This is a genomic window from Mesorhizobium sp. CNPSo 4661 (assembly GCF_057784215.1).
In genome coordinates this window covers 42483-55918 of record NZ_JBWGIO010000007.1, presented here as the reverse complement: position 1 = coordinate 55918, position 13436 = coordinate 42483, and the positions used below count along the sequence as shown (strand labels likewise).

The window sequence follows — 13436 nt, the reverse complement described above, 5'->3', positions numbered from 1 at the left end:
TCTTCCTCGCCATGCGCATCACCCCAATATTCCGGCGACATGCTGGAACCACGCCACCAGCGGCGCCGGCAGGTAGATGCCGGCGGCGAAGACGAGGGCGAGGTGCGAGTACATCGGCACATAGGATGCCTCGACCGGCGCCATGCCGCCGCGCGGCTCGCCGAAGGCAAGGCCGCTCAGCCGCAGCAGCAGCGCTCCGAAGGCGATGAGCAGCCCGAACACCAGCGGGATCGCCAGCCATGGATGCCTGGCGAAGGTCGAGCTGACGACCAGGAACTCGCTCATGAAGATGCCGAGCGGCGGCAGGCCGGCGATCGCCACGACGCCGATGACCAGCGCCCAGCCGAGCCCGGGATGGCTTTCCGTCAGCCCTCTGATCTCGGAGATCTTCTGCGTGCCCTTGACCTGCGCGATATGGCCGACGGCGAAGAAGATCGCCGACTTGGTCAGGCTGTGCATGACCATGTGCAACAGGCCGGCGAAGTTGGCGAGCGGGCCGCCCATGCCGAAGGCGAAGACGATGATGCCCATATGCTCGATCGAGGAATAGGCGAACAGGCGTTTGATGTCGCGGCGGCGGTAGAGCATGAAGGCCGCGAAGATCAGCGAGGTCAGGCCCATCGTGACCATCAGCGGTCCAGGCCCGATCGCCTGCGGGCTTGCCGCGAGCAAAAGCTTGAAGCGCAGCACGGCGTAGAGCGCGACGTTGAGCAGCAGGCCCGACAGCACCGCCGAGATCGGCGTCGGGCCTTCGGCATGCGCGTCGGGCAGCCAGGCATGCAGCGGCGCGAGACCGACCTTGGTGCCGTAGCCGAGCAGCAGGAAGATGAAGGCGACGCTGAGCAGCGCGGGGTCGAAATGCGCCGCCTTCTCGATCAGCACCGACCAGACCATGGCGTTGGTGCCCTCGCCGACGACTGGCTGCGCGGCCATGTAGACGAGGATGGTGCCGAACAGCGCGAGCGCGATGCCGACGCTGCCGAGGATGAAATACTTCCAGGCCGCCTCCAGCGCCTCATGCGTGCGGTAGATGCCGACCATCAGCACGGTGGTCAGCGTGGCGAGCTCGACCGCGACCCACATCAGGCCGATATTGTTCGACACGAAGGCCAGGTTCATGCCGAACATCATGATCTGGTACATCGCGTGGTAGAACCGCAGGTTCGGCGCGGTCAGCCGCCCGGTCTCCAGCTCATGCGCGATATAGGACGCGCTGAACACGCTGGTGGTGAAGCCGACGAATGTGTTGAGCACGATGAAGACGATGTTGAGATCGTCGACGATGAGATATTGCCCCGGCGCCGGCCGTTCAGTGACGAACAGAGACAGCGCCGCGAGCAAGGTGAGCAGGCTGGCGATGACGTTGACGACGGACGATATCTTGTAATTCGGCAGCGCCGCCAGGATGGCCGCGGCGCCCGCCGGGATGAAAAGGATCGCGGCCACGGCGTCGAAGGAGAACCCGCTCACCGGCGTTCTCCCCGGTAGTCGTCGAGCGCGCCGACATCGACCGAATCGAAGCGTTCGCGGATGCGGAACAGGAAGACGCCGATGACGATAAAGGCGATCAGGATCGAGAAGGCGACGCTGATCTCGACCACCAGCGGCATGCCCTTGGCGCCGGTGGCGGCCAGCACCAGGCCGTTCTCCAGCGACATGAAGCCGACGACCTGGCTGACCGCGTTGCGCCTGGTCACCATCACCAGCAGGCCCAGCAGGATGATCGACAGCGCGAAGGCGAGATCCTCTCGGGCGAGCGGGTCGGCCTCGGGCGTCACCCGAAGCATCAGCACCATGGAAAGCGTCACCAGCCCGATGCCGGCGAGCATGGTCGGGCCGATGCCGACGGCGGTCTCGATGTCGCGGTGGATGCCGAGCCGCTGGATGATGCGATGCAGCCCGACGGGAATGACGATCGCCTTGAAGACCAGAGCGATGCCGGCGGTGATGTAGAGGTGGTGCGCGTCCTGGATATAGGCCTGCCACGCCACCGACAGCGCAAGCACGACCGCATGCAGCGCAAAGACGTTGATCAGCGCGAACAGCCGGTCCTGGTAGAGCATCATGAAGGAGATCAGCACCAGGCTGCCGGCGAGCAGATGGGCGATGTCGAAGGTGAGACCGTTCATCACAGGCTCCGTGAGACGAACAGCAGGAGCGTGCCGAGCAGCGCCAGCATCAGCGCCGCACCCAGGAAGTCCGGCACGCGGAAGACGCGCATCTTGGCGACCGCCGTCTCGAACACGGCAAGCAGGATGGCGAGCACCGCGAGCTTGCCGAGATAGGCGGCCGCGCCGATGGCCAGCGATCGCGGCCCTGTGCCAGCGCCCGCCAGCCCCCAGGGCAGGAAGACGCAGGAGATCAGCGACATGTAGAGCAGCAGCTTGATGAAGCTGGCGAGCTCGATCATCGCCAGATGGCGGCCGGAATATTCCAGGATCATCGCCTCATGCACCATGGTGAGCTCCAGATGCGTGGCGGGATTGTCGACCGGTATGCGCGCATTCTCGGCGATCGCCACCATCACCAGCGCGATCAGCGACATGCCGAGCGACACGCGCAATCCGACCTGCGGCGAGCCCATGAAGGCGGCGACCGTCGAAAGCTGCGTGGCGCCGGCCACCAGCGCCAGGCTGAAGACGATGAGCAGCATCGCGGGTTCGGCGAGCGAGGCGATCATCACCTCGCGGCTGGCGCCGATGCCGCCGAAGCTGGTGCCGATATCCATTCCGGCCAGCGCCTGGAAGAAGCGCGCGCTGCCGAGCAGCGCCACGATGACGATGAGATCGGCGGCCCAGCTGAACTGGAGGCCGGCGGCGAAGGTTGGAACCAGCGCCGCCGCGACCCATGTGGCGGCGAAGATCAGGTAGGGCGTGACGCGGAACAGCCAGGACGCGTTGTCCGCCAGCACGACCTCCTTGCGCATCAGCCTGACCAGATCGCGATAGGGCTGGATCACCGAGGGTCCCTGCCGCCTGACCAGCCTCGCCTTCACCTTGCGCACGAAGCCGATCAGAAGCGGCGCCAGCAAAAGCACCGAAAACATCTGGGCGCCCTGCACGGCGAGATCCAGGATCACGGCCATAGCGCAAGCACCAGGAGCAGGGTGACGAGGTAGAGGAAGACCAGCGTCAGGTAGCGGCGGATGGTCAGGAACTGCAGGTGGTTCAGTCGCTCGGTGGCGAAATCGATCGCGCCGGTGATCGGCTGATAGAAGATCTCCCAGGCCACGTCATGCATATCCACCTTGAGGCGCGCCGGCTCGAGGGAGCCCGGCGCCGGCATCTCGACGGTTTCGCGGGCGCGGAACGCGAAGCCACCGAAGACGCGGCGGATGGGCTGCGCGAAGCTGACCGCCGTGTATTGCGCGGCCGGTACTGCGTCGGCGAAGCCGCACCCCCATGCAATGCCCCGGCGCAGCGCGTGCGAGGCGAAGCGGTGGATGAAGAAGGCCGCGAGCGACGCCGAAATGGCGATGAAGGCGAAGACCAGCAGGCCGTTATAGGAGCTGCGGCTCTCGGCGATCGGCACGATCGACAGCCAGGGCTCAGCCATCTGCACCGGCATGCGGTCGCCGATGAGCGAAAGCGTCACCGGCGACAGGCCGTCGAGGACGAAGCCGGGCAGGATGCCGGCGAGCAGGCAGAAGGCGGCAAGCACGGCCATTGCCGCCAGCGACCAGCGGTCGACCTCATGCGCGCGTTCCACCACCGCCGATCGCGCCCGGCCAAGGAAGGTGATGCCGAAGGCCTTGACGAAGCAGGCCGCGGCCAGCGCTGCCGCCAGCGCCAGCATGCCGCCGACCGCCGGCACGATGACCTTCAGCCCCCATTGCGGCAGCTCGGGGCTGCGCAATATGGCCTGGAAGACCAGCCATTCGGAGGCGAAGCCGTTGAAGGGCGGCAGCGCCGAGATCGAGACGCAGCCGACGAGAAAGACGAAGCTGGTGACCGGCAGGCGATGGATGAGGCCGCCGAGCTTTTCCATGTCGCGTTCGCCGGTCGACGTCAGCACCGCGCCGGCGCCGAAGAACAGCAGGCTCTTGAAGAAGGAATGGTTGAGCACGTGGAAGAGCGCCGCCGTGAAGGCCAGCGCCGCGGCCGAGGGCATCGCGTTCGCCTTGAAGGCCAGTGCAAGGCCAAGGCTGGCGAAGATGACGCCGATATTCTCGATGGTCGAATAGGCGAGCAGCCGCTTCAGGTCTTTTTCCATCAGCGCATGCAGGATGCCGAGCACCGCCGTCACGCCGCCGATGAGGAGCACGGCGACGCCCGACCACCATGCCGGCGCGCCAAGCAGGTCGAACACCACGCGGATGAAGCCGTAGATGGCGACCTTGGTCATGATGCCGCTCATCAGCGCCGAGACGTGGCTGGGTGCGGCCGGATGGGCAAGCGGCAGCCAGGCATGCAGCGGCACGAGGCCGGCCTTGGAGCCGGCGCCGAGCAACATGAGAACGAGCACCGCGCCGGCCGCGAGCGGGCCGGGATGCGCCATCCGCATCGCGTCGAACGCATAGGTTCCCGCCGGTCCCGCCAGCAGGCCGAAGGCAAGCAGCAGCGCCATCGTGCCGAAGCTCGCCATCACCAGGTAGATGTAACCTGCGCGTCGGTTGGCCTCGTCGCGGTGGTGCGCCATGACCAGCGCCCACGAGGCGAGCGACATGAATTCCCAGGACAAAAGGAAGCTGAAGGCGTCGTTGGCCAGCACGACGAGGTTCATGCCGGCGAGGAACGCCGGATAGAACGGCAGCACGCGATGCGGCTGGGATTCGTGCCGGCCGTAGCCAAGAGCATAAAGGCTGGTGATGGTGCCGCCCAGATTGACGACGATGAGGAAGAACGCCGACAGGCCGTCGAGGCGGAACCGGGCGCCGGTCCAGGGCAGGCCGAGCGGCAAGGTGGCGGACGCCTCGCCGGGATTGCCGACGAGATGGCCGGCAACGATCGCGAGCAAGGCGGCTGAAATGACGAACGCGGCGCCATAGACAAGACGCGTCGCGGCGGTGTGCCGGCTGAAGGCTGCGGCCAGGATGGCTGTTGCCAGAAGCGCGGCAGGACCGCACAGCAGAAGCGCCACGATCGAGATCACGACAGGCTCCCACCGGGCGCGGCATCGCCGACATTGGATGCCCGGGCCGGATCGAATCCGGTCTTCAGCCTCACCCCGCGTCCGCCGCCCTGGCTGACCGCGCCTTCGCCGATCAGCTCGATGCCGGCCACCTCGAGCGCGGCGATCAGCTTCATCAGCGAATCGACATTGCCCCGGATGATCGAGCCGCTGGCTTCCATGCGCTGGATTGTTGGTACCGACAGGCCGGACAATTCGGCAAGCCGGCGTTGATCGATGCCGAGCAGCGATCGGGCGGCGCGCAATTGCGGTGCGGTTATCACCGAGGACTCTCTCGTTCAGTTCTGAGATATGAGGTCTCGGTGCTGTAGCCTACATTAAAATGTTCTATCGTCAAGGATTGATGTCTGAAACATGTATGTTGATGGCGAACGACCGCGAGTCTGGCGCTCAATTCGTTACGGGACGAAGCTCTGGTGTTCCGTCCAATGCTGTGCGCGGTGAATGCTGGCAGCGAGGGTGCCGCTTGGGTCAATCGGCAAAACGAATATCCGCGTCAGCCGCACAATAAGGCACATGGCGGAAATCGCGGATGCGCACGACCTCTTCGCCGCGCCAGTCGATCAGCACGAAGCCGCCCAAGGCATTGTCCGCTTGCGGGTTGCGGATCAGGATCGCCGGCCGGTCCTCGACGAAGCCCAGCGCCAGCGTCCAGTCGTTCATACGGTCGTAGTTGCCGAAATAGGTCGAGGCTTCCTTCTTGCCGCTGAGGCGGGCGCGGTTGACGACGTCGACCTGGATGTCTTCGGCGATCAGCATCCTGACACCGTCGAAATCGCGTGCGTTGAACAGGTCGACATAGCGGCGCAGCCGGCGCTCCTCCTCAAGGTCGAGCTTCGGCATGGTCATGTCGTCGGGCAAAGCCGCCAACGCCTTCAACTCCGCCCGGCCGCGATGCAGCGCCGCCTTGCTGGCGGCTAAAGTCGCGCCCGTCACCTCGCAGGTTTCATGCAGGCTAAGGCCGAGCACGTCGACCAGGATCACGGCGCTGCGCTGCGCCGGCGTCAGCCGCATGAAGCTGCGCAGGCTCGCGGCAGTCGCGAGCCTCGTCTCGGCGCTGGCGGAGAGGTCCGCTATCGCGGTCATGTCGGCCTCGCTCATTCGCGAACGCTCCCGCTGGCGGCGGCGCAGATGATCCTGCGCCGCATTGTGGGCGATGCGGAATAGCCACTGCTCCGGTCGCTCGACCTGAGCGCCGCCGTCATATGCGGCAAGCGCCTTCACCACTGCTTCCTGCACGATGTCCTCGCCCTCGATCGCCGAGCCGGCCATGCGGGCGGCATAGCGGTGCAGTTTCGGCCGCAGGCCGACGAGCATGGCTTCAAGTTCCGCTCGGCCGAACCCTGCTGAGCTCATCGTCCTCTTTCTCGCCTCGCCGATCACAAACCGTGCCTCGGTCAGGCGGGCACGGCTTCATCGGCCTTGGCCAGCATACGATAATTGCCGATGATCTTCGCCGGCGACCTAGCTAGCGGTGTCGACCGCCGATCGGCGTGATTGGCGCCGAAAACCTTGAAAGCGTCGAGTTCGGTCAGCGCCGAACTATCCCTGTCGTAGCCGACAAGGTGGACGAACTCGCCATTCTCCAGTTCGAGCACCAGATAGCGCACGGATTGCGGCTGCGTTTCGTCCAGCGCTTCGAACACCTTTGCCACCAGCGCCCGGTTCTCGGCGATGCCGGCATCCTTCACGCCGTAGCGGATGAGATTGTAGGTCATGGTCGTCTCCTGTTTGCGGATCTGCTTGAGGAAGACGTTCCACGGGCTCGAAAGGATTCTCGGGATCGGGTCGATCTTTTTGATCGTCTCCAGCTATCAGCCGGGTCCGCCGATCATGGAGACGATCATGTCGTCGCCGGCCGATTGCGGTCGCATCCGGCCGCTGGCCAGCTCGACCGACAGTTTGCATAGGGCCGAGTTGACGGGCGTAGCCATGCCGTGAAACCGCCCGAGAAGGACGATCTCGCCATTGAGGAAGTCTGTTTCGAGGGAGCCGGTCCCGCGCACGATGCTTTGCAGCGTCGAGGAACCCACGCGCGTTCGACCCGAGATGGCGGTTATGGTCAATTCTTCACGGGCCATGGCATCGGTCTTGTCCCAGTCGATCCCGGCCGCGCTTAGCACGGCCTCGGCCTCGGCGCGTGCCTTCGCATACCATTTCCGCTGAAGCTCGGTGTCGCCCAGCGCCGCGTCGATGATGTTTCGAAGGTTGGCCAGCAGCTTGCGGTATTTGCTGCTCATCACATTGTCCCTGGGGTCGACGATGAAACCGGACGCCTTGAGAACCCCGCACAGTTTCTCGACGGTGTCGTCGGTTCCGGACGGATAGCGGCCGATGTCGAAGGCGCCGATCTTGGGCGCGAAATAGGCAGCGACCTCGCCGGGCGTGTCGTAATCGGCCGGCAGCATGACTGTCGCGCCATAGACATTGGCGAAGAAACGCAAGGCTAGCGGCTCGTTGGCGACGCCGTTCTGGAAACAGAACACCGGCAGCGTCGCCGCACCGGCGGCGTTGAGCCGCTGCAGCGCGCCGAGCGTATCGGGGGTCTTCATCGTCAGGAGCACCACATCGTCCGGCCTGAAGGAAATCTCCGCCGGGTCGGCATGGACGGGAAAGCGCGCGGTCCTGGTGCCTTGCGGGGTGGAAAGCGTCAGCCCCGAGGCGCGAATGGCGTCGAGCTGCCTGCCGCGGGCAATGCCGATGACTTCATCTCCGGAAAAGCTCAGCTGGGCCGCGATGGCGCCGCCGATTGCGCCAATGCCATAGACGATGATGCGCATTCTATTCTCGTTTTGATTGGGACTTCGGTCGACAGCAGTTGATCGAAAAAGCCTACAGCGTTGTCGCTCAACCGGCGATCACCCGTACCCTCCATTCACGCAATCGTGGCCGCTGCCGTCCGTCCCGCGCTGCGCCCCGAAAAAATGCATCCGCCGAGGAAGGTGCCTTCCAGCGCCGCATAGCCATGCACGCCGCCGCCGCCGAAGCCGGCGGCCTCGCCCACGGCGTAGAGTCCCGGCACCGCTTGTCCGGCGGCATCGAGCACGCGGCTGTCGAGGTCGGTCTGCAGGCCGCCCAGCGTCTTGCGGGTGAGGATGTTGAGACGCACGGCGATCAGCGGGCCGTTGGCCGGATCGAGCATCTTGTGCGGCTTGGCCGTGCGGATCAGCCTGTCGCCGAGATAGGCGCGCGCGCCGCGCAGCGCGGTGACCTGCGCATCCTTGGAGAACGGATTGTCGAGTTGCCTGTCGCGGGCGCGGATCTCGCGCTCGACCTGGGCGACCTCGAGCAGCGGCTCGCCGCCGGCCAGAGCGTTCATGCGCGCCACCAGCTTCGAGAGATTGGCCTCGACAATAAAATCCTCGCCCTTTTCCATGAAGGCTTTCACCGGGCCGGGAATGCCCGATGTCGCGCGGCCCAGCACCTGCCGCCAGCTTTTGCCGGTGAGGTCCGGGTTCTGCTCGGAGCCCGACAGCGCGAACTCCTTCTGGATGATCTTCCTGGTCAGGATGAACCAGGAATAATCGAAGCCGGTGCCCATGACGTGGCTGAGCGTGGCTAGAGTGTCGAAGCCCGGATAGAGCGGCACCGGCAGCCTTTTGCCGCGCGCGTCGAGCCAGAGCGAGGACGGGCCGGGCAGGATGCGGATCGCATGCTCGGTCCAGATCGGCGCCCAGTTCTTGATGCCCTCGACATAATGCCACATGCGGTCGCGGTTGATGATCGAGCCCCCGGCCTGTTCGGTGATCGCCAGCATGCGGCCGTCGACATGGTCCGGCACGCCGGTGATCATCCGCTTCGGCGGCACGCCCAGGCGCTGCGGCCAGTTTTGGCGCACCAGCTCGTGATTGCCGCCAATGCCGCCGGAAGCCACGATCACCGCCTGCGCATGGAGCTCGAAGTCTCCGACGACTTCCCGCGAGCTCTTGCGGCCGCGCTCGGCGCTGCTGGCTTCGAGAACGTCGCCGCGCACGCCGGTCACGGTATCGCCGGCGCGGATGATCTCGTTGACCCGGTGGCGGAATTTGAACGCGGCCAGTCCGCGCTTCTGCGCCTCGCGCACGCGCAGCACGAAAGGTTCGAGCACGCCGGGTCCGGTGCCCCAAGTGATGTGGAAGCGCGGCACAGAATTGCCGTGACCGGTCGCATTGCCGCCGCCGCGTTCGGCCCAGCCGACCACGGGGAAGAATTTCAAGCCGCGCTCGATGAGCCAGGAGCGCTTCTCGCCGGCGGCGAAGCCGACATAGGCCTCAGCCCATTTGCGCGGCCAGAAATCCTCCGGCCTGTCGAAGGCGGCGGTGCCCATCCAGTCCTCGAGCGCCAGGTCATACGAATCACGGATGCGCATGCGCCGCTGCTCCGGCGAATCGACCAAGAACAACCCGCCGAACGACCAGAAGGCCTGGCCGCCCAGCGACTGCTCCGGCTCCTGGTCGACGACGATGATTTTCTTGCCGGCGTCGGCCAGCTCGGTCGCGGCGACGAGGCCGGCCAGCCCCGCGCCGACAATGATCACGTCCGCGTCAGCCATCTATTCCTCCCAGAAATTAGCCGGCAGCTTGTTGCGAAAACTCAGACGGGCTCCCAGCCGTCCTTTTCGCCGGCGCGGAAGATGGCGTCGATGACCTTCTGGTTGAGCACCGATTCCTCCAGCGTGAAGACGCGGTCCTTGCTGCCCTGGGCGGCGCGCACGAAGGCCTCGCATTCGAGCCGGTATTGCTGCGTGCCGGGGAAGCGGAACACCTGCGCCTCGGTGTGGTTCTGGTTGTGCAGCTCGATGCGGTGGTGCTCGTAGAGCCCGGCATTGAACGGCCCGAACACCTCGATGAAGCCCTTCTCGCCGTGGAACACCATCACCTGCCGCGCCGCCATCTGCGTCGAGAGATAGAAGGACAGTTCGAAGTCGCCGAAATCGGCGCGGATCGAGGAATAGATGTCGGTGCCGAAGGTCTTGTCGCGCTCGATCGTCGCCTGGACGCGGAGTGGCTCCTTGCCGGTCGAAAAACGCGTCGACACGGTCGGATAGACGCCGATGTCGGGCAGCGCGCCGCCGCCGAGGTCGAGCTGGTTGCGCATGTTCTTGGGGTCGACATTGTAATAGGAGAACGCGCCTTGCACGTGGCGCAGCCGGCCGATGGCGCCGCCGGCGATGAGGTCGCGTACCTTGATCCATTGCGGGTGGTAGACGACCATGAAGGCCTCGCAGACCAGTACCTTCTTTTCGTCGCGCAGCTTGATCAGCGGCGGGATGTCCTTGGCGTCGAGCGCAAGCGGCTTCTCGACCAGCACGTGTTTTCCCGCCTCGATCGCCTTCGCCGCCCATTCGACATGCTGCGATGTGGGCAGCGGGATATAGACGCCGTCGACCTCCTTGGAGGCGAGCAACTCCTCATAGGAGCCGAAGGCATGCCGGGCGCCGAAACGCTCGCCCAGTGCTTTGGCCTTCGCCAGGTCGCGGCTGGCGATCGCCGACAGGATGCCGTTCTCCGACTCCACGATTGCCGGCAAAAGCTGCTCGCGGCCGATCTTCGCCGTCGACAGAACACCCCATCGGAACATCACGCTTCTCCATGTCGGTTTTTCAGGCGACGAGGTTTGCCCGAAATCGATCGAAAAGCCAATGCGCGGTACTTCCTCGCCCCACGCAGTGGGGAGAGGTGGCCCGGCGCAGCCGGGACGGAGAGGGGTCTTCGTGGAGTGCCGAACTGTCGGAGCGACGCCGCTTCATGGCCGCCCAATTATCAAATGGCTCTGCCGTCGCGGGCGTCGTCCCCCGCTCCGTCTCGGGTTTCGCCCGAGCCACCTCTCCCCCGCCTTCGCGGGGGCGAGGAAATCAGGCCGAGCTACCCCCTCTTACCCATCAGCGTCATGTCGAAGTCGACGACGTTGGAATAGAGCGGCGTGCCGACATCCATGCCGTAGCGCGACCGCAGCACCTTGCCGGTGACATGGAACTTGATGGTTCCGCCTTTCAATCCACCCAACTCGGCGGTGAATTTTTCAGGAAACGTCTTGCCGCGCGCCGTCAGCCGGCCGGTGACCAGCGCCGTCGTGTCGCCGGTGCGGGTGACGCTGGTCGAGCGGAACTGGATTTCCGGATTGTTGGCGGCATCGAACACCGCGTCGGAGCGCAGGAAGGCGTCGATGCGGCCCTGTCCGGTGCCGACGCTTTCGGGATAGATGGTGAGGTCGACCTTCGAGCGGCCGACATCGCCATTGTCGATGCGGATCGTGCCCTTGAAGCGGCCGAAGGCGCCGTCGAAGCCGCCGCCGCCGGCCTTGCCGATGGTGAAGCGGATCGAGGAGCCCGACGGGCTGATCGTGTAGCTGCCGGCGGCGTCGCTGAGCGCCACGGCGGCAACGGCAGGCACGACAAGGCAAGCGGCAAAAGCCGCCAATCCAAGGATGCGCATTTTCATGGGTTTCTTCCTTCCGCAGATACGCTTCTTCTGCGTTCTCGCCCCACCAACGAAGGACGGGGCGGTTCTATTCCCCACCTGACGAAGGTGTGATCATGCGCCTGAGCACGCTGTCGCGCAGCAGGAAATGGTGGCGCAGCGCCGCCGCCACGTGCAACGCCACCAGCGCGATGCCGGCATAGGCGAGATACCAATGCGCGGCCGACCAGAAGCTTTCCGCGGCATCGGATTCGGCCAGCGGCAATTTGGGCATCACGAACAGGTCGAACGGCATGGTTGGGATTTCCAGCGTCGACACCGAGACCAGCGCCCAGCCGGATAAGGGCAGCGCGATCTGGAAAGCATAGAGCGCGAAGTGGGCGAGGGGCGCGGTCCGGCGCTCCAGCGTTGCGACAGAGCGCGGCAGAGGCGGCGGCGCATTGCCGAGCCGCCAGGCGATGCGCAGGACGATCAGCCCGAGCAGCAGGAAGCCGAAGGATTTGTGCAGCTGGATCAGCTCGAAGGACGTCCGCTGGCTTGTCGTGCGCACCATGACGAAGCCGAGCACAAACTGGCCGATGAAGACGATACCGATCAGCCAGTGGAGGACGATCATCGCCCAGCCATAGCGGGTTGGGGTGTTGGTGAGGAAATGCATAAAAAAGGGAACGTTGCCGGGTCGGTCATTCTTCCAACATCCCACTAGAAGGGGGCAATCGCATATGGCGCTCCCCCATTTTCGTCTCGGCTTCGCCGAGCCACCTCTCCCCCCCCACATTCGTGGAGGGAGAGGAAACGCTAACCGCCGAGGCCGCGACCTTGAAAGGCTTGGTTTCCCCTCCCCCATGGACATGGGGGAGAGGTGGCCGCGCAGCGGCCGGAGTGGGGGGCTGGCGCGGTCATACGCGATTGCTCCCTTGCTGCCTCCCCACAAAGAGGGGGACTAACCACTCACCTTGAAGAAATCCACAAACGCCCTCAGCGCCGGCCGCATTTGCCGGCGGCTCGGATAGTAGACGAAAAAGCCGTCGAAGGACGGGCACCAGTCCTCCAGCACGCGGATCAGCCTGCCGTCGGCGAGCGGCGCCCGCACATAGGGCTCGAAGACGAAAGCAAGCCCGGCGCCGTCGACCGCCGCTTGGGCGATCAGATGGTCCTCGTCGAGGATCAGCGGCCCTTGCGCGGCAATCTCGATCTCCTCGCCGTCCTTCTCGAACTCCCAGCGGTAGAGGATGCCGCTGGAGAAACGGAAGCGGATGCAGCGATGGTCCGCCAGCTCGCGCGGATGGCGAGGCTTTGGCATAAAAGCGAAATAGGATGGCGCCGCGACCACCGCGCCGCGAAGATCGGGGCCGATGCGTACCGCGATCATGTCGCGCTGCAGGCTTTCGCCGAGCCGCACGCCGGCGTCGAAACCGCCTTCGACCACGTCGGTGAAGCGGTCCTCGATGACGATCTCCAGCACGATCTCGGGATAGGCGGCGGCAAAGGAGCCGAGCCGTGGCGTCAGCGTCAGATGCGCAGCCGTGCGCGGCACGGTCAGCCGCAGATTGCCGGCCGGCCGGTCGCGCGCCTCGACCGCCGTTTCCAGCGCCAGGTCGATTTCGGACAATGCCGGCCGCAGCCGTTCCAGCAGCTGCGCGCCCTCCTCGGTCGGCGCGACGCTGCGCGTGCTGCGGGCAAGCAACCGCACGCCGAGCCGCGCCTCCAGGCTGGAGACCGCGTGGCTGACCGCCGACGGCGCGATGCCGAGCTCGCGCGCGGCGCCGCGAAAGCTGGCGCATTGGGCGACGGTGGCGAGGACCGCGAGCTGCGAAAGATTGGTTCGGTTCATTGTTCTATTTTATAGAGCAAGCCGTGCGAAAGAGAACCGATTATCGAACGGAGTGCAAGAGGCTATCTCCTTGT

13 protein-coding genes are annotated in these 13436 nt (G+C 65.3%); all 13 read right to left on the bottom strand.

Features of this window, described 5'->3' with window-relative positions; translation table 11 throughout:
• Nucleotides 1–18: 18 nt before the first annotated feature.
• The 13 genes from AC0YKC_RS11915 to AC0YKC_RS11855 all read right to left on the bottom strand — a co-directional run bounded on the left by AC0YKC_RS11915 (nt 19) and on the right by AC0YKC_RS11855 (nt 13362).
• Nucleotides 19–1470, bottom strand: a complete 1452-nt coding sequence (locus AC0YKC_RS11915; protein WP_488511174.1) for a hydrogenase 4 subunit F — start codon at nt 1468–1470, stop codon at nt 19–21.
• The gene (locus tag AC0YKC_RS11910; RefSeq protein WP_112098328.1) at nt 1467–2129 is read right to left on the bottom strand and encodes a hydrogenase-4 component E; all 663 of its coding nucleotides are present in this window, start codon (nt 2127–2129) and stop codon (nt 1467–1469) included. The genes AC0YKC_RS11915 and AC0YKC_RS11910 overlap by 4 nt, the downstream gene beginning before the upstream one ends.
• Nucleotides 2129–3085: a respiratory chain complex I subunit 1 family protein gene (locus tag AC0YKC_RS11905; protein ID WP_320293950.1), complete on the bottom strand. Its 957-nt coding sequence runs from the start codon at nt 3083–3085 to the stop codon at nt 2129–2131. The genes AC0YKC_RS11910 and AC0YKC_RS11905 overlap by 1 nt, the downstream gene beginning before the upstream one ends.
• Nucleotides 3076–5091: a hydrogenase 4 subunit B gene (hyfB, locus tag AC0YKC_RS11900; protein ID WP_488511173.1), complete on the bottom strand. Its 2016-nt coding sequence runs from the start codon at nt 5089–5091 to the stop codon at nt 3076–3078. The genes AC0YKC_RS11905 and hyfB overlap by 10 nt, the downstream gene beginning before the upstream one ends.
• On the bottom strand, nt 5088–5393 hold the full coding sequence (locus AC0YKC_RS11895) for a helix-turn-helix domain-containing protein (protein WP_488511172.1): 306 nt from the start codon (nt 5391–5393) through the stop codon (nt 5088–5090). The genes hyfB and AC0YKC_RS11895 overlap by 4 nt, the downstream gene beginning before the upstream one ends.
• Before the next feature lie 208 nt (nt 5394–5601).
• The gene (locus AC0YKC_RS11890) at nt 5602–6486 is read right to left on the bottom strand and encodes an RNA polymerase sigma factor (RefSeq protein ID WP_434724755.1); all 885 of its coding nucleotides are present in this window, start codon (nt 6484–6486) and stop codon (nt 5602–5604) included.
• Nucleotides 6487–6527: 41 nt separating this feature from the next.
• Nucleotides 6528–6848, bottom strand: a complete 321-nt coding sequence (locus tag AC0YKC_RS11885; protein WP_320293954.1) for a hypothetical protein — start codon at nt 6846–6848, stop codon at nt 6528–6530.
• A 96-nt stretch (nt 6849–6944) separates the two neighbouring features.
• Nucleotides 6945–7910: a ketopantoate reductase family protein gene (locus AC0YKC_RS11880; protein WP_488511171.1), complete on the bottom strand. Its 966-nt coding sequence runs from the start codon at nt 7908–7910 to the stop codon at nt 6945–6947.
• 95 nt (nt 7911–8005) lie between these two features.
• Nucleotides 8006–9661, bottom strand: coding sequence for an FAD-binding dehydrogenase (locus tag AC0YKC_RS11875; protein WP_488511170.1), 1656 nt, complete (start codon nt 9659–9661; stop codon nt 8006–8008).
• 41 nt (nt 9662–9702) lie between these two features.
• The gene (locus AC0YKC_RS11870) at nt 9703–10689 is read right to left on the bottom strand and encodes a Gfo/Idh/MocA family protein (protein WP_488511169.1); all 987 of its coding nucleotides are present in this window, start codon (nt 10687–10689) and stop codon (nt 9703–9705) included.
• Between the two features lie 284 nt (nt 10690–10973).
• A complete protein-coding gene (locus AC0YKC_RS11865; RefSeq protein ID WP_488511168.1) occupies nt 10974–11549 on the bottom strand; it encodes a YceI family protein in 576 nt (191 codons plus the stop codon).
• Nucleotides 11550–11616: 67 nt separating this feature from the next.
• The gene (locus tag AC0YKC_RS11860) at nt 11617–12186 is read right to left on the bottom strand and encodes a cytochrome b (protein WP_488511167.1); all 570 of its coding nucleotides are present in this window, start codon (nt 12184–12186) and stop codon (nt 11617–11619) included.
• Nucleotides 12187–12471: 285 nt separating this feature from the next.
• The gene (locus AC0YKC_RS11855; protein ID WP_320293960.1) at nt 12472–13362 is read right to left on the bottom strand and encodes a LysR family transcriptional regulator; all 891 of its coding nucleotides are present in this window, start codon (nt 13360–13362) and stop codon (nt 12472–12474) included.
• Nucleotides 13363–13436: the final 74 nt, after the last annotated feature.

Excerpts from the sequence above, each read along its gene's own strand:
- AC0YKC_RS11910 (WP_112098328.1), bottom strand. The coding sequence starts at position 2,129 with ATGAACGGTCTCACCTTCGACATCGCCCATCTGCTCGCCGGCAGCCTG.
- AC0YKC_RS11905 (WP_320293950.1), bottom strand. The coding sequence starts at position 3,085 with ATGGCCGTGATCCTGGATCTCGCCGTGCAGGGCGCCCAGATGTTTTCG.
- AC0YKC_RS11890 (WP_434724755.1), bottom strand. The coding sequence starts at position 6,486 with ATGAGCTCAGCAGGGTTCGGCCGAGCGGAACTTGAAGCCATGCTCGTC.
- AC0YKC_RS11885 (WP_320293954.1), bottom strand. The coding sequence starts at position 6,848 with ATGACCTACAATCTCATCCGCTACGGCGTGAAGGATGCCGGCATCGCC.
- AC0YKC_RS11880 (WP_488511171.1), bottom strand. The coding sequence starts at position 7,910 with ATGCGCATCATCGTCTATGGCATTGGCGCAATCGGCGGCGCCATCGCG.
- AC0YKC_RS11875 (WP_488511170.1), bottom strand. The coding sequence starts at position 9,661 with ATGGCTGACGCGGACGTGATCATTGTCGGCGCGGGGCTGGCCGGCCTC.
- AC0YKC_RS11870 (WP_488511169.1), bottom strand. The coding sequence starts at position 10,689 with ATGTTCCGATGGGGTGTTCTGTCGACGGCGAAGATCGGCCGCGAGCAG.
- AC0YKC_RS11865 (WP_488511168.1), bottom strand. The coding sequence starts at position 11,549 with ATGAAAATGCGCATCCTTGGATTGGCGGCTTTTGCCGCTTGCCTTGTC.
- AC0YKC_RS11860 (WP_488511167.1), bottom strand. The coding sequence starts at position 12,186 with ATGCATTTCCTCACCAACACCCCAACCCGCTATGGCTGGGCGATGATC.
- AC0YKC_RS11855 (WP_320293960.1), bottom strand. The coding sequence starts at position 13,362 with ATGAACCGAACCAATCTTTCGCAGCTCGCGGTCCTCGCCACCGTCGCC.